The 15,454-nt window shown below is 32.5% G+C and carries 28 protein-coding genes; all 28 read left to right on the top strand.

What is annotated here, in order from left to right:
- Positions 1 to 2 precede the first annotated feature (2 nt).
- The 28 genes from rplW to eno all read left to right on the top strand — a co-directional run bounded on the left by rplW (position 3) and on the right by eno (position 15,416).
- Positions 3 to 293, top strand: a complete 291-nt coding sequence (rplW, locus tag Q0L44_RS10255) for a 50S ribosomal protein L23 (RefSeq protein WP_296638127.1) — start codon at positions 3 to 5, stop codon at positions 291 to 293.
- Between the two features lie 11 nt (positions 294 to 304).
- Positions 305 to 1,129 (top strand): 50S ribosomal protein L2, encoded by an 825-nt coding sequence (gene rplB / locus Q0L44_RS10250; protein WP_296638126.1) that lies wholly within the window; start codon positions 305 to 307, stop codon positions 1,127 to 1,129.
- Positions 1,130 to 1,136: 7 nt separating this feature from the next.
- Complete coding sequence (rpsS, locus tag Q0L44_RS10245; protein ID WP_015482224.1) at positions 1,137 to 1,415, top strand: 30S ribosomal protein S19; 279 nt, start codon at positions 1,137 to 1,139, stop codon at positions 1,413 to 1,415.
- A gap of 6 nt (positions 1,416 to 1,421) precedes the next feature.
- A complete protein-coding gene (rplV, locus tag Q0L44_RS10240; protein ID WP_015482225.1) occupies positions 1,422 to 1,826 on the top strand; it encodes a 50S ribosomal protein L22 in 405 nt (134 codons plus the stop codon).
- An 11-nt stretch (positions 1,827 to 1,837) separates the two neighbouring features.
- Positions 1,838 to 2,554: a 30S ribosomal protein S3 gene (gene rpsC, locus Q0L44_RS10235; protein ID WP_296638122.1), complete on the top strand. Its 717-nt coding sequence runs from the start codon at positions 1,838 to 1,840 to the stop codon at positions 2,552 to 2,554.
- 21 nt (positions 2,555 to 2,575) lie between these two features.
- Positions 2,576 to 3,007: a 50S ribosomal protein L16 gene (gene rplP, locus Q0L44_RS10230; RefSeq protein WP_053973147.1), complete on the top strand. Its 432-nt coding sequence runs from the start codon at positions 2,576 to 2,578 to the stop codon at positions 3,005 to 3,007.
- A gap of 11 nt (positions 3,008 to 3,018) precedes the next feature.
- On the top strand, positions 3,019 to 3,210 hold the full coding sequence (gene rpmC / locus Q0L44_RS10225) for a 50S ribosomal protein L29 (protein WP_296638120.1): 192 nt from the start codon (positions 3,019 to 3,021) through the stop codon (positions 3,208 to 3,210).
- 20 nt (positions 3,211 to 3,230) lie between these two features.
- Positions 3,231 to 3,488 (top strand): 30S ribosomal protein S17, encoded by a 258-nt coding sequence (gene rpsQ, locus Q0L44_RS10220; protein WP_015482229.1) that lies wholly within the window; start codon positions 3,231 to 3,233, stop codon positions 3,486 to 3,488.
- Position 3,489: 1 nt separating this feature from the next.
- Entirely contained in the window at positions 3,490 to 3,858 is a 369-nt protein-coding gene (gene rplN, locus Q0L44_RS10215) for a 50S ribosomal protein L14 (RefSeq protein WP_053973146.1), read from the top strand.
- A 12-nt stretch (positions 3,859 to 3,870) separates the two neighbouring features.
- A complete protein-coding gene (rplX, locus tag Q0L44_RS10210; RefSeq protein ID WP_296638117.1) occupies positions 3,871 to 4,173 on the top strand; it encodes a 50S ribosomal protein L24 in 303 nt (100 codons plus the stop codon).
- 8 nt (positions 4,174 to 4,181) lie between these two features.
- A complete protein-coding gene (gene rplE, locus Q0L44_RS10205) occupies positions 4,182 to 4,733 on the top strand; it encodes a 50S ribosomal protein L5 (protein ID WP_296638116.1) in 552 nt (183 codons plus the stop codon).
- 3 nt (positions 4,734 to 4,736) lie between these two features.
- Positions 4,737 to 5,006, top strand: a complete 270-nt coding sequence (gene rpsN, locus Q0L44_RS10200; protein ID WP_053973144.1) for a 30S ribosomal protein S14 — start codon at positions 4,737 to 4,739, stop codon at positions 5,004 to 5,006.
- A gap of 162 nt (positions 5,007 to 5,168) precedes the next feature.
- Positions 5,169 to 5,567, top strand: coding sequence for a 30S ribosomal protein S8 (rpsH, locus tag Q0L44_RS10195; RefSeq protein ID WP_296638112.1), 399 nt, complete (start codon positions 5,169 to 5,171; stop codon positions 5,565 to 5,567).
- A gap of 10 nt (positions 5,568 to 5,577) precedes the next feature.
- The gene (gene rplF, locus Q0L44_RS10190; protein ID WP_296638110.1) at positions 5,578 to 6,123 is read left to right on the top strand and encodes a 50S ribosomal protein L6; all 546 of its coding nucleotides are present in this window, start codon (positions 5,578 to 5,580) and stop codon (positions 6,121 to 6,123) included.
- Between the two features lie 11 nt (positions 6,124 to 6,134).
- Positions 6,135 to 6,485, top strand: a complete 351-nt coding sequence (rplR, locus tag Q0L44_RS10185; protein WP_296638108.1) for a 50S ribosomal protein L18 — start codon at positions 6,135 to 6,137, stop codon at positions 6,483 to 6,485.
- Between the two features lie 3 nt (positions 6,486 to 6,488).
- Complete coding sequence (gene rpsE / locus Q0L44_RS10180) at positions 6,489 to 7,013, top strand: 30S ribosomal protein S5 (protein ID WP_296638558.1); 525 nt, start codon at positions 6,489 to 6,491, stop codon at positions 7,011 to 7,013.
- 11 nt (positions 7,014 to 7,024) lie between these two features.
- The gene (rpmD, locus tag Q0L44_RS10175) at positions 7,025 to 7,207 is read left to right on the top strand and encodes a 50S ribosomal protein L30 (protein WP_296638106.1); all 183 of its coding nucleotides are present in this window, start codon (positions 7,025 to 7,027) and stop codon (positions 7,205 to 7,207) included.
- A gap of 10 nt (positions 7,208 to 7,217) precedes the next feature.
- Positions 7,218 to 7,670, top strand: coding sequence for a 50S ribosomal protein L15 (gene rplO / locus Q0L44_RS10170; RefSeq protein WP_296638104.1), 453 nt, complete (start codon positions 7,218 to 7,220; stop codon positions 7,668 to 7,670).
- Between the two features lie 13 nt (positions 7,671 to 7,683).
- Positions 7,684 to 9,006, top strand: coding sequence for a preprotein translocase subunit SecY (secY, locus tag Q0L44_RS10165; RefSeq protein WP_296638555.1), 1,323 nt, complete (start codon positions 7,684 to 7,686; stop codon positions 9,004 to 9,006).
- 1 nt (position 9,007) lies between these two features.
- Positions 9,008 to 9,223, top strand: coding sequence for a translation initiation factor IF-1 (infA, locus tag Q0L44_RS10160; RefSeq protein WP_015482241.1), 216 nt, complete (start codon positions 9,008 to 9,010; stop codon positions 9,221 to 9,223).
- Between the two features lie 11 nt (positions 9,224 to 9,234).
- Positions 9,235 to 9,351, top strand: coding sequence for a type B 50S ribosomal protein L36 (gene ykgO, locus Q0L44_RS10155; RefSeq protein ID WP_004568720.1), 117 nt, complete (start codon positions 9,235 to 9,237; stop codon positions 9,349 to 9,351).
- Positions 9,352 to 9,438: 87 nt separating this feature from the next.
- On the top strand, positions 9,439 to 9,804 hold the full coding sequence (gene rpsM, locus Q0L44_RS10150) for a 30S ribosomal protein S13 (protein WP_296638084.1): 366 nt from the start codon (positions 9,439 to 9,441) through the stop codon (positions 9,802 to 9,804).
- An 84-nt stretch (positions 9,805 to 9,888) separates the two neighbouring features.
- Positions 9,889 to 10,272, top strand: a complete 384-nt coding sequence (gene rpsK / locus Q0L44_RS10145; protein ID WP_015482243.1) for a 30S ribosomal protein S11 — start codon at positions 9,889 to 9,891, stop codon at positions 10,270 to 10,272.
- A gap of 79 nt (positions 10,273 to 10,351) precedes the next feature.
- Entirely contained in the window at positions 10,352 to 10,957 is a 606-nt protein-coding gene (gene rpsD / locus Q0L44_RS10140; RefSeq protein WP_296638080.1) for a 30S ribosomal protein S4, read from the top strand.
- A gap of 93 nt (positions 10,958 to 11,050) precedes the next feature.
- Positions 11,051 to 12,043: a DNA-directed RNA polymerase subunit alpha gene (locus Q0L44_RS10135; protein WP_296638079.1), complete on the top strand. Its 993-nt coding sequence runs from the start codon at positions 11,051 to 11,053 to the stop codon at positions 12,041 to 12,043.
- A gap of 59 nt (positions 12,044 to 12,102) precedes the next feature.
- Positions 12,103 to 12,585 (top strand): 50S ribosomal protein L17, encoded by a 483-nt coding sequence (gene rplQ, locus Q0L44_RS10130; protein ID WP_296638078.1) that lies wholly within the window; start codon positions 12,103 to 12,105, stop codon positions 12,583 to 12,585.
- A 154-nt stretch (positions 12,586 to 12,739) separates the two neighbouring features.
- Entirely contained in the window at positions 12,740 to 13,858 is a 1,119-nt protein-coding gene (gene carA, locus Q0L44_RS10125; RefSeq protein WP_296638076.1) for a glutamine-hydrolyzing carbamoyl-phosphate synthase small subunit, read from the top strand.
- Between the two features lie 271 nt (positions 13,859 to 14,129).
- The gene (gene eno, locus Q0L44_RS10120; protein ID WP_296638074.1) at positions 14,130 to 15,416 is read left to right on the top strand and encodes a phosphopyruvate hydratase; all 1,287 of its coding nucleotides are present in this window, start codon (positions 14,130 to 14,132) and stop codon (positions 15,414 to 15,416) included.
- The last annotated feature ends 38 nt before the right edge of the window (positions 15,417 to 15,454 follow it).

The raw sequence follows: 15,454 nt of genomic DNA, 5'->3' as shown, positions 1-15,454 counted from the left end.
AAATGAGTATTTTAATTAAACCTATTATTACGGAAAAAGCGACAAACGATAGCGAATTATTTAATCGTTATACTTTTGTTGTAGATAAAAATGCTAATAAATTAGAAATCAAAAGTGCAGTTGAGGCTGCTTATGGTGTTTCTATATCAAGTGTAAAAACTTTAAACTATCCAATTCAAAGAAATACAAAGTATACTAAAAAAGGTTTAGTAACTGGTATTAAGAGTGGGTATAAGAAAGCTATTGTACAATTAGCAGAAGGAGAAAGTATTGATTTTTATAACAATATTTAACAAAAGACAACATGTCAGTTAGAAAATTAAAACCAATAACACCAGGTCAGCGTTTTAGAGTTGTAAATGGGTTCGACGCCATAACAACTGATAAGCCGGAAAAGTCATTATTGGCACCGAAAAAAAGATCTGGAGGTCGAAACAATCAAGGTAGAATGACTACACGTAATATAGGTGGTGGTCATAAGCAGAAATATCGTATTATCGATTTTAAAAGAGATAAAAAAGATGTTCCTGCAACAGTAAAAACTATAGAGTACGATCCAAATCGTACTGCATTTATTGCTTTACTTAGTTATGCAGATGGTGAAAAGCGTTATGTAATTGCTCAAAATGGTTTATCAGTAGGACAAACTATTGTTTCTGGTAGTGGTAAAACACCAGATATTGGTAATGCAATGCCTTTAAGTGAAATTCCTTTAGGAACAACAATTTCATGTTTAGAATTACGTCCTGGTCAGGGTGCTGTTATGGCAAGATCTGCAGGTTCTTTTGCTCAGTTAATGGCTAGAGATGGTAAGTATGCTACTGTGAAATTACCTTCAGGGGAAACAAGGTTAATCTTATTAACTTGTACAGCAACAATTGGTGTTGTTTCTAACTCAGATCATCAATTACTAGTTTCTGGAAAAGCAGGTAGAAGAAGATGGTTAGGTAGAAGACCTAGAGTTAATGCTGTAAGAATGAACCCAGTTGATCACCCAATGGGAGGTGGTGAAGGTCGTTCATCAGGAGGTCATCCAAGATCAAGAAATGGTATACCTGCTAAAGGTTACAAGACTAGATCTAAGACTAAGGCTAGTAATAAGTATATCATAGAACGTAGAAAGAAATAATTAAGTTATGGCAAGATCATTAAAAAAAGGACCTTACGTTCACTATAAGTTAGAGAAAAAAGTTTTAGCTAATGTAGAAGCTGGTAATAAAACAGTTATCAAAACTTGGTCAAGAGCAAGTATGATAACTCCAGATTTCGTTGGTCAAACAATTGCTGTTCATAATGGGCGTCAGTTTGTACCAGTTTACGTTACTGAAAATATGGTAGGGCATAAATTAGGCGAATTTTCACCAACACGTTCTTTTAGAGGACATGCAGGTGCAAAAAATAAAGGTAAAAAATAGTAGGAAATGGGAGTTCGTAAAAAAAATATGGCAGATCAGTTAAAAGCAGACAGAAAGCAACGTGCTTTCGCTAAGCTTACTAACTGTCCTACATCACCAAGAAAAATGCGTTTAGTTGCTGATCAGGTAAGAGGTGTTGAAGTTGAAAAAGCTTTACAAATCTTAAAATTCAGCCCTAAAGAGGCATCTATTAATTTAGAGAAGTTATTGTTATCTGCAATTGCAAATTGGCAAGCAAAGAATGAAGATTCATCTATTGAAGATGCTGGTTTATTCGTAAAGTCTATTTGTGTAGATAGCGCAGGTATGTTAAAAAGATTAAGACCAGCTCCACAAGGCCGTGCTCATAGAATTCGTAAGCGTTCTAATCACGTAACTTTAGAGTTAGGTAGTAAAAATTTAAGTAATTAATCAAAGTAGAAATGGGACAAAAAACAAATCCAATAGGGAATCGTTTAGGAATCATCAGAGGTTGGGAATCTAACTGGTATGGTGCAAATGACTACGGAGATAAAATTGCTGAAGATGATAAGATAAGAAAGTATATTCATGCTAGATTATCTAAAGCAAGTGTTTCTAGAGTAATTATAGAGCGTACTTTAAAACTTGTAACCGTTACTATTACAACTGCACGTCCAGGAATTATTATTGGTAAAGGAGGTCAGGAAGTAGATAAGTTAAAGGAAGAGCTTAAAAAAATTACAGGTAAAGAGGTTCAAATTAATATTTTTGAAATTAAACGTCCAGAATTAGATGCAAGATTAGTTGCAACTAGTGTTGCTCGTCAAATTGAAAATAGAATTTCTTACAAGAGAGCAATAAAAATGGCAATTGCTGCTACTATGCGTATGAATGCTGAAGGAATAAAAATTCAGATTTCAGGTCGTTTAAATGGTGCAGAGATGGCTAGATCAGAACATTTTAAAGAAGGTAGAATTCCTCTTTCTACTTTTAGAGCTGACATTGATTATGCTTTAGTTGAAGCGCATACAACCTATGGTAGATTAGGTGTAAAAGTATGGATAATGAAAGGTGAGGTTTATGGAAAAAGAGAATTATCTCCGTTAGTTGGTTTGTCTAAAAAGCAAGGTGGTAAAGGTGGTGATAGATCTAAACGTCAACCACGTAGAAGAAAATAATTTTTAAACTAGAAATTAAAAATGTTACAGCCAAAAAGAGTAAAATATCGTAAGGTACAGAAAGGCAAAGGAAATATGTCTGGAAACTCTCAAAGAGGTAATCAACTTTCTAACGGAATGTTTGGTATAAAATCTTTGGACCAGAATTTATTAACTTCACGTCAGATTGAAGCAGCTCGTATTGCAGCTACTCGTCATATGAAAAGAGAAGGTCAGTTATGGATTAAAATCTTTCCGGATAAACCTATTACAAAGAAACCTTTAGAGGTTCGTATGGGTAAGGGTAAGGGTGCTCCAGATCATTTCGTAGCAGTAATTAAACCAGGTAGAATTTTGTTTGAAGTTGGTGGTGTACCAATGGATGTTGCAAAAGAAGCACTTCGTTTAGCTGCGCAAAAACTTCCTGTAAGAACGAAGTTTGTAATCGCAAGAGATTTTGATATTAACGCATAATTCTAAATAAAATGAAACAATCAGAAATTAAAGAATTATCTACAGCTGATCTAAATGAAAAGTTGGTAGCGTTGCAAAAAAATTATACCGATCTTAAAATGACTCACGCAATCACTCCTATGGAGAATCCATTGCAGTTGAGAAGTTTAAGAAGAACTGTAGCAAGAATTGCAACAGAATTAACAAAAAGAGAATTACAATAATTCTATAGTCAGTTTTAAAGATGGAAAAAAGAAATCTTAGAAAAGAGAGAATTGGTGTTGTTTCTAGTAGCAAAATGGAGAAATCTATTGTTGTTTCTGAAACGAAAAGAGTAAAACACCCAATGTACGGTAAATTCGTTTTAAAAACGAAAAAGTATGTTGCACACGACGAACAGAATGATTGCAACGAAGGAGATACTGTTAGGATCATGGAAACAAGACCTATGAGTAAATCTAAACGTTGGAGATTAGTAGAAATCCTAGAAAGAGCTAAATAATATGTTACAGACAGAATCAAGATTAAAAGTAGCAGACAATACTGGAGCAAAAGAAGTTTTAGTAATTAGAGTTTTAGGAGGAACAAAAAAACGTTACGCAAGCATTGGAGACAAGATTGTTGTATCTGTTAAATCTGCAACTCCAAACGGAACTGTAAAGAAAGGTCAAGTATCTAGAGCAGTTGTTGTAAGAACTAAAAAAGAAGTTAGACGTAAAGACGGATCTTATATTAGATTTGACGATAACGCTTGTGTACTTTTGAACCCTACAGAGGAGATGAGAGGAACTCGTGTTTTTGGACCTGTTGCACGTGAGCTTCGTGATAAGCAATTTATGAAAATTGTATCATTAGCACCTGAAGTGCTTTAAACTATTACACAAATGAAGAAGTTCAAAATAAAATCAGGAGATACTGTAAAGGTTATTGCAGGTGATCATAAAGGATCTGAAGGTAAAGTTTTACAAATTATCAAAGATAAGCATAGAGTATTAGTAGAAGGTGTGAATTTAGTTTCTAAACACACTAAACCTAGTGCTCAAAGTCCTCAAGGCGGTATTGTAAAGAAAGAAGCATCATTGCATATTTCTAACGTTATGTTGGTAGAAGATGGTGTAGCTGTAAGAGTTGGTTATAATGTTGATGGGGAGTCTAAGACTAGAATCTCTAAAAAAACGAATAAATAGAATTAATCATGAGTTACGTACCAAGATTAAAAGCGGAATATAAAGAAAGAGTTATTAAAAGTCTTACTGAAGAATTCAGCTATAAGAATGTAATGCAAGTACCTAAATTAGAAAAGATTGTTGTTTCTAAAGGTGTTGGTGCTGCAATCGCAGATAAGAAATTAATAGATTATGCTGTAGAGGAGTTGACTAAGATTACTGGTCAGAAAGCGATTTCTACAATGTCTAAAAAAGATGTTGCATCTTTTAAATTACGTAAGGGTATGCCAATTGGTGTAAAAGTTACGTTAAGAGGAGATAAGATGTATGAATTTTTAGACAGGTTAGTTACTGCTTCTTTACCACGTGTTAGAGACTTTAACGGTATAAAAGCTAATGGGTTTGACGGAAGAGGTAATTACAATTTAGGAGTTACAGAACAAATCATTTATCCAGAAATTAATATTGATCAAGTTAAAAAAATTAACGGTATGGATATTACATTTGTAACATCTGCAAATACTGATAAAGAAGCGAAGTCATTATTAGGAGAATTAGGTTTACCATTCAAAAAAAATTAAGAAATGGCTAAAGAATCAATGAAAGCGCGTGAGCGCAAAAGAGAACGTACAGTTGCTAAATATGCTGAAAAAAGAAAAGCTTTAAAAGAAGCTGGCGATTATGAAGCATTACAAAAATTACCAAAAAATGCATCACCAATTAGATTACACAATAGGTGTAAATTAACTGGTCGTCCTAAAGGATATATGAGACAATTTGGTATTTCGCGTGTAACTTTTCGTGAAATGGCAAATCAAGGTTTAATACCAGGTGTTAAAAAAGCAAGTTGGTAGAAAATTTGATTTAAATCTTTTAATAAAAATAGAATGTGTATCTTTGCGCGCTCTATTTTTTTTGAGTATTAGAATTTTAACTGATTAAAGGTTCATGTTTCACAGAGAAATCTGTAGTGTAAATAGAGAAAGATGAAAACCATAATCGCAATTTAATTAATTATGTATACAGATCCAATCGCGGATTATCTTACTAGAGTAAGAAATGCTATCGCTGCAGGTCACAGAGTAGTTGAAATCCCTGCTTCAAATTTGAAGAAGGAGATGACAAAAATCTTGTTTGATCAAGGTTATATTTTAAGTTATCAATTTAACGATGATAAAGTTCAAGGAACCATCAAGATTGCTTTAAAATATGACAAAGACACAAAAGAGTCAGTTATTAGAAAAATTCAACGAATTAGTACTCCTGGTTTACGTAAATATGTTGGCTCTTCAGAGATGCCAAGAGTATTAAACGGACTTGGTATTGCTATTGTTTCTACATCTAAAGGTGTAATGACAAACAAAAAAGCAAAACAAGAGAATGTTGGAGGTGAAGTTTTATGTTACGTTTATTAAACCTTAAGAGATGAGTAGAATTGGAAAAAACCCAGTTAGCATAGCACAAGGTGTAGATGTAAACATTAATGAAAACGTAATTACAGTAAAAGGTAAATTAGGAGAATTATCTCAAACAATTTCTGAAGGTATTACTGTAAAGATTGAAAATGATGTTATTACTTTAGATAGAGCATCAGAAAGCAAAGATCACAAAGCACAACACGGTTTAATGAGAGCTTTAATCAATAATATGATTGAAGGTGTTTCTAAAGGATGGACTAAAGATTTGGAATTAGTTGGAGTTGGTTATAGAGCTTCTAATCAAGGTCAAAAATTAGATTTAGCTTTAGGTTTCTCTCATAATATAATTCTAAACTTAGCTCCAGAGGTTAAAGTTGAAACTATATCAGAGAAAGGGAAAAACCCAATCATTAAGTTATCTTCGTTTGACAAACAATTAGTTGGTCAAGTTGCTGCAAAGATTCGTTCTTTCAGAGTTCCAGAGCCTTATAAAGGTAAAGGTGTTAAGTTTGTTGGTGAAGTATTAAGAAGAAAAGCAGGTAAGTCTGCATAATATATAGCATTATGGCATTATCAAAGCTACAAAGAAGAATTAGAATTAAGCATAGAATTAGAAAAATTGTTTCTGGTACAGCAACTAAACCAAGATTGTCAGTTTACAGAAGTAATAAAGAGATTTATGCTCAATTAGTAGATGATGTAAATGGGGTTACTTTAGCTTCAGTTTCATCTAGAGATAAAGATTTAAAAGCAACAACAAAAGTTGAAGCAGCTACTATAGTAGGTAAAACAATTGCAGAAAAAGCTACAAAAGTAGGAGTCGAAACTGTTGCTTTTGATAGAAATGGTTATTTATACCATGGTAGAGTCAAAGTATTAGCAGATGCTGCAAGAGAAGCTGGTTTAAAATTTTAAGAAATTATGCAAGGTTATAAAAACGTAGAAAGAGTTAAACCAAGCGGATTAGAGCTTGTAGATAGATTAGTTGGTGTACAGCGTGTAACTAAAGTAACAAAAGGTGGTAGAGCATTCGGTTTTTCTGCTATTGTTGTTGTTGGTGATGGTAACGGAGTTGTAGGTCACGGATTAGGAAAATCAAAGGATGTTTCATCTGCAATAGCAAAAGCTGTAGAAGACGCAAAGAAAAATTTAGTAAGAATACCAATTCTTGAAGGTACTTTACCGCACGAACAAAAAGGTAAGTTTGGTGGTGCAAAAGTATTCATTAAACCTGCTTCTCCTGGTACAGGGGTTATTGCTGGTGGTGCGGTACGTGCAGTATTAGAATCAGTTGGGATACAAGACGTGTTATCTAAGTCTCAAGGATCTTCTAATCCTCATAATGCTGTTAAAGCAACTTTTGACGCTTTACTTCAATTAAGAAGTGCTGTTGCAATAGCAAAGCAAAGAGGTATATCTTTAGAAAAAGTATTTAACGGATAAATCTAGTAGAGATGACAAAAATTAAAGTTACACAAGTAAAAAGTCAAATCGGGCGTTTAAAGAATCAAAAAAGAACTTTAGAAGCATTAGGTTTACGTAGGATGAACCAATCTGTTGAGCACGAGGCAACTCCATCAATTGTTGGTATGGTAAATAGAGTTTCACATTTAGTTTCTGTAGAGAAATTAAAATAAGATATTTAAAATGAGTAGTTTACATAACTTAACACCAGCAGAAGGATCTGTTAAAAAAGGGAAAAGAATCGCACGTGGTGAAGGTTCTGGTCATGGAGGAACTTCTACAAGAGGTCACAAAGGGGCTAAATCTCGATCAGGTTATTCTAGAAAAATAGGTTTTGAAGGTGGTCAAATGCCTTTACAAAGACGTGTACCAAAGTTTGGTTTCACTAATCTTAACAGAAAAGAATACCAAGGCATCAATTTAGATAAATTACAGTCTTTAGTTGATGCAGGGAAAATCAAAGATTCAGTTGATTTAGATATACTAATAGCTAATAGATTAGCGGGTAAGAATGACCTGGTAAAAATATTAGGTAATGGTGAGTTAAAAGCTAAATTAAATATAACTGTTCATAAATTTACAGCATCAGCAAAAGCCGCTATTGAAGCTGCTGGAGGAGAAGCTGTTACTTTATAAGATCTCGTAAATGATGAATTTTATTAATAGATTAAAAGACATTTTTAGTATTGAAGAATTAAAAAACAAAATTCTTTTAACAATAGGTTTAATTGCCGTTTATCGTTTTATGGCTGCTGTTCCTTTACCAGGAGTGGATCCATTACAACTTGCGGCTTTAAAGGAAAGTACTGATGGTGGTCTTTTAGGTTTATTGAATGCATTTACAGGAGGGGCATTTGCTAGAGCGTCAGTAATGGCACTTGGTATTATGCCTTATATTTCTGCTTCTATTGTAGTTCAGTTAATGGGAATAGCAGTTCCTTATTTGCAAAAATTACAGAAAGATGGAGAAAGTGGACGTAAAAAAATTACACAAATAACAAGATGGTTAACAATAGCTATTACTTTGGTACAAGCACCAACGTATATTACAGCTATAAAAACACAATTCGGATTAGGACCAGAAGCTTTTTTAGTTAGTGGTGCTACATTTTGGGTTTCATCAATTATCATTTTAACTGCAGGTACAATATTTGCTATGTGGTTAGGAGAGCGTATTACGGACAAAGGTGTAGGTAATGGAATATCACTACTTATTACTGTAGGTATTATTGCTAATTTCCCTGCAGCATTTTTACAAGAGTTTGTTGCTAAAACAACAAATGCTGGTGCAGGTGGAATCATGATGATTTTAATTGAGATTATTGTTTGGTTTGTGGTTATTTTACTTACTGTATTACTAGTTACCGCTGTTAGAAAGATTGCAGTCCAGTACGCTAGAAGAACAGTTGTAGGAAATACACAAAATGTTGCAGGAAGTAGAGATTACATACCATTAAAGTTAAATGCAGCTGGTGTAATGCCAATAATTTTTGCTCAGGCAATAATGTTTGTACCTATGGCTTTAGCTCAAAGGTTTCCATTTATGGCTAGTTTGCAAGACATTAATGGTCTAGGTTATAATGTTATTTTTGCACTATTAATCATCATTTTTAGTTTCTTTTATACAGCAATCACTATTCCTACGAATAAAATGGCTGAAGATCTAAAAAGAAGTGGTGGTTTTATACCAGGAATTAGACCAGGAAAAGATACAGCTGAACGTTTAGATTCTGTTTTATCAAGAATTACTTTTCCGGGTTCTTTATTTTTAGCAGCTTTATCAATATTACCAGCAATTGTAGTCCAGTTTGGAGTACAACAAAGCTGGGCAATGTTTTATGGAGGTACATCATTAATCATTATGGTTGGTGTTGCAATAGATACATTACAACAAATTAATTCTTATTTATTAAATCGTCACTATGATGGTTTAATGAAAACAGGAAATAGCAATAGAAAATCGAATAAATAGTATGGCTAAACAATCAGCAATTCAACAAGATGGGACAATTACAGAAGCATTATCAAATGCAATGTTTCGTGTAGAATTAGAAAACGGTCATATTGTTACAGCTCATATATCAGGTAAAATGCGTATGCATTATATTAAACTTTTACCCGGAGATAAGGTAAAATTAGAAATGAGTCCATACGATTTAACAAAAGCAAGAATTACTTACAGATACTAAAAACAAAACAGATGAAAGTAAGAGCATCAGTAAAAAAGAGAAGTGCCGACTGCAAAATAGTTCGCAGAAAAGGTAGATTATACGTAATTAACAAACAGAATCCTAGATTTAAACAAAGACAAGGATAAAGTAGAAGTTGGTTTTATACGTTATATATTAATTAACTGTTTAATTAAAATTAACTAACAAAAGCCAACAACTAATAACTAATTAATATGGCAAGAATAGCAGGTATTGATATTCCAAAGAATAAAAGAGGAGTTATTGCTTTAACTTACATCTTTGGTATAGGAAACAGTAGAGCTAAAAAAGTTTTAGCAGAAGCAAAAGTTGATGAAAGTATCAAAGTTCAAGATTGGACAGATGGTCAAATCGCAGCAATTAGAGAACAAGTAGGATCTTTCACAATTGAAGGGGAATTACGTTCTGAAGTACAAATAAACATCAAACGCTTGATGGATATTGGTTGTCAGCGTGGAATTCGTCATAGATTAGGACTTCCTTTAAGAGGTCAAAGAACAAAAAACAATTCTCGTACAAGAAAAGGTAAGAGAAAAACTGTAGCTAACAAGAAGAAATAAGTTAGAGATTAAACGAGTTATCAACTAATAGTGTGCCGTATTTTATACAATTTACTATAAAGTGATAGCTAAACAATTAATATTATGGCAAAAGCAAGTTCAAAAAAACGTAAAGTTATAATTGATGCAATTGGAGAAGCTCACGTAAGTGCAACTTTTAACAATATCATTATTTCTTTAACAAATAAAAAAGGTGATGTAATTTCATGGTCATCTGCTGGTAAAATGGGTTTTAGAGGTTCTAAAAAGAATACTCCATATGCAGCTCAATTAGCAGCAGAAGATTGTGCTAACGTTGCAAAGGAAGCAGGTTTACGTAAGGTAAAAGTTTATGTTAAAGGACCTGGTAATGGTAGAGAATCTGCAATAAGATCTATCCATAATGCTGGTATTGAAGTAACAGAAATTATTGATGTTACACCAATTCCTCATAATGGGTGTCGTCCACCAAAAAGAAGAAGAGTATAATTATATTTTAATCGATTAGGAATAAGATTTTCGAAGGATAAGCCTTAATTCATAATCCCTAATCTTAACACAAAAAGAAATGGCAAGATATACAGGACCAAAAACTAAAATAGCTCGTAAATTTGGCGAAGCAATTTTTGGCGAAGACAAAAACTTCGAAAAAAGAAATTTTCCTCCAGGACAGCATGGTAATGCTAGAAGAAGAGGAAAGAAATCTGAATATGCAACTCAATTAATGGAGAAGCAGAAAGCAAAATATACTTATGGTATATTAGAGCGTCAGTTCAGTAACTTATTTAAAAAAGCTTCAGCTTCTCAAGGAATTACTGGTGAGATTCTATTACAATTATGTGAATCTCGTTTAGACAACGTAGTTTATAGAATGGGAGTTTCTAACTCTAGAAGTGGAGCTCGTCAATTAGTTTCCCATAGACACATTACTGTTAACGGAGAAATTGTTAACATTCCATCTTACAGTTTAAAAGAAGGAGATGTAGTTGCAGTTAGAGAGAAATCTAAATCTTTAGTAGCTATTAAAGATGCATTAGCGTCTAATAATAATGTTTTTGAATGGTTAACATGGAATAATGATACCAAAACAGGAACTTTTGTAAAAGTACCTGAAAGATTACAGATTCCTGAGAACATTAAAGAGCAGTTAATCGTAGAATTATATTCTAAGTAATAAATTAATCATATTGGTATTTAGCCAAAGGGTTTTAAGTATTTCTTCACACCGAAAACCGCGCAACTAAATAACAATTAAAAAGAAGAACAAATGGCAATTTTAAATTTTCAAAAACCAGATAAAGTAATAATGATTGAGTCTACAGATTTTTCTGGTAGATTTGAATTTAGACCTTTAGAACCAGGTTTTGGATTAACCGTAGGTAATGCTTTAAGAAGAGTTTTATTATCTTCATTAGAAGGTTTTGCAATTACATCATTAAGAATTGATGGTGTTGAACATGAATTTTCAACAGTTTCAGGAATTGTTGAAGACGTTACTGAAATTATATTAAACTTAAAACAAGTTCGTTTTAAGAAGCAGATTGATGAAACAGATAGAGAAACTGTATCAGTTTCAGTATCTGGTCAAGAGCAGTTTACTGCTGGAGATTTACAGAAGTTTATTTCAGGTTTTCAAGTATTGAATCCAGATTTAGTAATCTGTAACATGGATAAATCTGTTAAATTAAACGCAGAAATTACGATTGAAAAAGGGAGAGGATTTGTACCTGCAGAAGAAAATAAGAAAGTTTCAGCTCCAATAGGAACAATCTTTACAGACTCTATTTACACTCCTATAAAGAATGTAAAATATGCAATCGAAAACTTTCGTGTTGAGCAAAAAACAGATTATGAAAAATTAGTTTTCGATATTGATACTGATGGTTCAATTAATCCAAAGGATGCCTTAACAGAGGCTGCAAAAATATTAATTCACCACTTTATGTTATTCTCTGATGAGCGTATTACTTTAGAGGCTGATGAAATTGCACAAACTGAAACATATGATGAGGAATCATTACACATGCGTCAGTTATTAAAAACTAGATTAATTGATATGGATTTATCTGTAAGAGCTTTAAATTGTTTAAAAGCAGCAGAAGTAGATACTTTAGGTGATTTAGTTTCTTTTAACAAGAGTGATTTAATGAAATTTAGAAATTTTGGTAAAAAATCATTAACAGAGCTAGAAGAATTAGTTATTGTTAAAGGTCTAAGTTTTGGAATGGATTTAACAAAATATAAATTAGATAGAGATTAACCTTTCGTAGTTTGCTCCTCAAAATGGGTAGATGCAAGATGAAAGAATAAACAAACGTCATGAGACACGGAAAAAAACACAATCATTTAGGTAGAAAAACAGCGCATAGAAAAGCGATGTTAGCAAATATGGCTTGTTCTTTAATAGAGCACAAACGTATTAATACTACAGTTGCAAAAGCAAAAGCATTAAGAGTTTTTGTAGAGCCATTAATTACTAAATCTAAAGCAGATACTACTCACAATAGACGTACTGTATTTTCTTATTTACGTGATAAGTATGCAGTAACAGAACTTTTTAGAGAAATTTCTGTAAAAGTTGCTGACAGACCAGGTGGTTATATTCGTATTATTAAGTTAGGAAATCGTCAAGGAGATAATGCCCCTATGGCTATGGTTGAGTTAGTTGATTATAACGAACTTTACAACCCTAAAGGCGAAAAAGCTAAAAAGTCTACACGTAGAAGTAGAAGAGGAGGTTCTAAGAAAGCAGAAACTGCTCAAGTAGAAGCTACTTCAACTGAAGAGAAATCAGAAGAATAAAAAATGAAAATTTTTAAACATATAAAGGGATAAGCGTTTACGTTTATCCCTTTTTTTGTAAATAAAAAATAATAACTCTTTTAGCTTAAAAATATCAATAAGCTTATTTTTGTAACACTTTTTCTGTATGAGCAGAAAATTAACAGAATTATAAATGAAATATCAACAAAGAAAAAAGGCATTAGTATTATTAGCAGATGGTACAGTCTTCTATGGTAAATCTGTTGGAACAGATGGTTCAGCTACAGGTGAAATATGTTTTAATACTGGAATGACAGGATACCAAGAGATTTTTACAGATCCTTCTTATTTTGGTCAGTTAATGGTAACGACAAATGCTCATATTGGTAACTATGGGGTAAATGATTTAGAGGTTGAATCAGATTCAATTAAAATTTCAGGATTAATATGTAGAAATTTTAGTTTTATACACTCTAGAGTGGATTCTGATAGTAATCTATTAGATTGGTTTAGAAAACACGAATTAGTTGCAATTTCAGATGTAGATACAAGAGCACTTGTATCTTATATTAGAGACAATGGAGCTATGAATGCAATCATATCTACAGATGTAGATAATATTGATGAACTTAAAAAACAATTAGCTGCTATACCAAGTATGGAAGGTTTAGAATTGGCTTCAAAAGTTTCTACTAAAGAACCCTATTTTATTGGAGACGAAAATGCTCCTATTAAAATTTCGGCCTTAGATATTGGTATAAAGAAAAATATTTTAAGGAATCTTGCAAAGAGAGGAGCCTACATTAAAGTATTCCCATATAACTCAACTTTCTCAGATCTAGAAGGTTTTAATCCTGATGGATATTTTATCTCAAATGGACCTGGAGATCCTGAACCTTTAGAAGAAGCTGTTGAATTGGCAAAAGAAATTATTAAAAGAGATTTGCCTCTTTTTGGAATTTGTTTGGGGCATCAAGTAATTGCATTAGCTAACGGTATTTCTACTTATAAAATGCATAATGGTCATAGAGGAATAAATCATCCTATTAAGAATTTAATAACAGGCAGAGGAGAAATAACCTCGCAAAATCATGGTTTTGCAATTAATAAAGAGGAGACTGAAGCAAATTCTAATGTAGAAATTACACATATTCATTTAAACGATAATACAGTAGCAGGTATTCGTTTAAAAGATAAAAATATTTTTTCTGTACAGTATCACCCAGAGGCTAGTCCTGGCCCTAATGATTCTGTATATTTATTTGACCAATTTATAGAAAATATTACAAAAGTTAAAAACAGTTTATCCTGATATTTAAGTTGTTTGTTATTTTAAAAATGGTTTTTATCGTTTTTATTTTTATAAATGAATAATATTATTTAAATTTGAATTGTGATGTTAAAATCACATTTCTTTTTCATAGCAATTTTTCCCACTTAATTTATTAAGTGGGTTTTTTTTGCTGAAATTTCAGCAAACGTTTTCGTAAATTCATCTTAGCATTCAATCAATTATTTTTTATAATTTGTAATTTAGCCGTATTAACTTAGTCTCATCAAAAATGAGTTTTAAATAAAATAAAATGAGTATAATTATTAGTGTACATGCGCGTCAAATATTTGATTCAAGAGGAAACCCAACAGTAGAAGTAGATGTAATTACAGAAAACGGTGTTATGGGAAGAGCTGCTGTTCCTTCAGGGGCTTCAACAGGAGAACATGAAGCTGTAGAACTTAGAGATGGAGGCAAAGATTATATGGGTAAAGGTGTGCTAAAAGCCGTATCTAATGTGAATAATTTAATTGCACAAGAGCTTTTAGGTGTTTCTGTTTTTGAACAAAATGCAATAGATCAGTTAATGATAGATTTAGATGGCACTAGCAATAAATCCAATTTAGGGGCAAATGCAATTTTAGGTGTTTCTTTGGCTGCAGCAAAGGCAGCAGCAAATGAGTTAGGTTTACCATTGTACAGATATATTGGTGGTGTTTCTGCAAATACCTTACCTGTTCCTATGATGAATATAATTAATGGTGGTTCGCATTCAGATGCACCTATTGCATTTCAAGAGTTTATGGTTATGCCTGTAAAAGCTACTAATTTTTCTGAGGCCATGAAAATGGGATCTGAAATTTTTCATCATCTAAAAAAAGTTTTACACCATAGAAATCTTTCTACAGCAGTTGGAGATGAAGGTGGTTTTGCACCAACATTAGAAGGAACAGAAGATGCTCTAGATACTATAGCTTTAGCAGTTAGTAATGCTGGATATTCTTTTGGAGATGAAATAATGATTGCTTTAGATTGTGCAGCTGCTGAATTTTATGTAGATGGAAATTATGATTATACGAAGTTTGAAGGAGAATCTGGTGTAGTAAGATCTAGTAAAGAGCAGGCAGATTATCTTGCTGAATTAGCTGCCAACTATCCAATTATATCAATTGAAGACGGAATGGATGAAAACGATTGGGAAGGATGGAAGTATTTAACTGATAAACTTGGAGATAAAGTTCAACTAGTAGGAGACGATTTATTTGTAACTAATGTAGAGCGCTTATCTAGAGGTATTGATAATGGTATTGCCAATTCAATTTTAATTAAAGTAAATCAAATTGGTACTTTAACAGAAACTATTGCTGCCGTTAATATGGCTAAAAATGCAGGGTATACTTCAGTAATGTCTCATAGATCAGGAGAAACAGAAGATAATACTATTGCAGATTTAGCTGTGGCGTTAAATTGTGGACAAATAAAAACAGGATCTGCTTCTCGTTCAGATAGAATGGCAAAATACAATCAATTACTTAGAATTGAAGAAGCTCTTGGAGCAACTGCTTATTTTCCAAAAGAAAATGCTTTTAAAATATAAATGTTAAGTTATTTATTTTGTTAAGGCCTTGTAATTAT

The sequence above is a fragment of the Polaribacter sp. genome (genome assembly GCF_024639685.1).
In the GTDB taxonomy this organism is placed as follows: Bacteria; Bacteroidota; Bacteroidia; order Flavobacteriales; family Flavobacteriaceae; genus Polaribacter.
Note: the sequence above shows the minus strand (reverse complement) of the source record. Positions and strands in the feature narration are given on the sequence as shown.

What these genes read in the sequence shown, in the direction of transcription:
- rplR (WP_296638108.1), top strand. Translation starts at nt 6,135, where the DNA reads ATGGCATTATCAAAGCTACAAAGAAGAATTAGAATTAAGCATAGAATT.
- rpsS (WP_015482224.1), top strand. Translation starts at nt 1,137, where the DNA reads ATGGCAAGATCATTAAAAAAAGGACCTTACGTTCACTATAAGTTAGAG.
- rplO (WP_296638104.1), top strand. Translation starts at nt 7,218, where the DNA reads ATGAGTAGTTTACATAACTTAACACCAGCAGAAGGATCTGTTAAAAAA.
- carA (WP_296638076.1), top strand. Translation starts at nt 12,740, where the DNA reads ATGAAATATCAACAAAGAAAAAAGGCATTAGTATTATTAGCAGATGGT.
- rplP (WP_053973147.1), top strand. Translation starts at nt 2,576, where the DNA reads ATGTTACAGCCAAAAAGAGTAAAATATCGTAAGGTACAGAAAGGCAAA.
- Q0L44_RS10135 (WP_296638079.1), top strand. Translation starts at nt 11,051, where the DNA reads ATGGCAATTTTAAATTTTCAAAAACCAGATAAAGTAATAATGATTGAG.
- rplX (WP_296638117.1), top strand. Translation starts at nt 3,871, where the DNA reads ATGAAGAAGTTCAAAATAAAATCAGGAGATACTGTAAAGGTTATTGCA.
- rpsM (WP_296638084.1), top strand. Translation starts at nt 9,439, where the DNA reads ATGGCAAGAATAGCAGGTATTGATATTCCAAAGAATAAAAGAGGAGTT.
- rplE (WP_296638116.1), top strand. Translation starts at nt 4,182, where the DNA reads ATGAGTTACGTACCAAGATTAAAAGCGGAATATAAAGAAAGAGTTATT.
- rpsH (WP_296638112.1), top strand. Translation starts at nt 5,169, where the DNA reads ATGTATACAGATCCAATCGCGGATTATCTTACTAGAGTAAGAAATGCT.
- rplB (WP_296638126.1), top strand. Translation starts at nt 305, where the DNA reads ATGTCAGTTAGAAAATTAAAACCAATAACACCAGGTCAGCGTTTTAGA.
- rpsN (WP_053973144.1), top strand. Translation starts at nt 4,737, where the DNA reads ATGGCTAAAGAATCAATGAAAGCGCGTGAGCGCAAAAGAGAACGTACA.
- eno (WP_296638074.1), top strand. Translation starts at nt 14,130, where the DNA reads ATGAGTATAATTATTAGTGTACATGCGCGTCAAATATTTGATTCAAGA.
- rpmD (WP_296638106.1), top strand. Translation starts at nt 7,025, where the DNA reads ATGACAAAAATTAAAGTTACACAAGTAAAAAGTCAAATCGGGCGTTTA.
- infA (WP_015482241.1), top strand. Translation starts at nt 9,008, where the DNA reads ATGGCTAAACAATCAGCAATTCAACAAGATGGGACAATTACAGAAGCA.
- rplW (WP_296638127.1), top strand. Translation starts at nt 3, where the DNA reads ATGAGTATTTTAATTAAACCTATTATTACGGAAAAAGCGACAAACGAT.
- rplQ (WP_296638078.1), top strand. Translation starts at nt 12,103, where the DNA reads ATGAGACACGGAAAAAAACACAATCATTTAGGTAGAAAAACAGCGCAT.
- rpmC (WP_296638120.1), top strand. Translation starts at nt 3,019, where the DNA reads ATGAAACAATCAGAAATTAAAGAATTATCTACAGCTGATCTAAATGAA.
- rpsK (WP_015482243.1), top strand. Translation starts at nt 9,889, where the DNA reads ATGGCAAAAGCAAGTTCAAAAAAACGTAAAGTTATAATTGATGCAATT.
- ykgO (WP_004568720.1), top strand. Translation starts at nt 9,235, where the DNA reads ATGAAAGTAAGAGCATCAGTAAAAAAGAGAAGTGCCGACTGCAAAATA.
- rplV (WP_015482225.1), top strand. Translation starts at nt 1,422, where the DNA reads ATGGGAGTTCGTAAAAAAAATATGGCAGATCAGTTAAAAGCAGACAGA.
- rpsQ (WP_015482229.1), top strand. Translation starts at nt 3,231, where the DNA reads ATGGAAAAAAGAAATCTTAGAAAAGAGAGAATTGGTGTTGTTTCTAGT.
- rpsD (WP_296638080.1), top strand. Translation starts at nt 10,352, where the DNA reads ATGGCAAGATATACAGGACCAAAAACTAAAATAGCTCGTAAATTTGGC.
- rpsC (WP_296638122.1), top strand. Translation starts at nt 1,838, where the DNA reads ATGGGACAAAAAACAAATCCAATAGGGAATCGTTTAGGAATCATCAGA.
- rplN (WP_053973146.1), top strand. Translation starts at nt 3,490, where the DNA reads ATGTTACAGACAGAATCAAGATTAAAAGTAGCAGACAATACTGGAGCA.
- rplF (WP_296638110.1), top strand. Translation starts at nt 5,578, where the DNA reads ATGAGTAGAATTGGAAAAAACCCAGTTAGCATAGCACAAGGTGTAGAT.
- secY (WP_296638555.1), top strand. Translation starts at nt 7,684, where the DNA reads ATGAATTTTATTAATAGATTAAAAGACATTTTTAGTATTGAAGAATTA.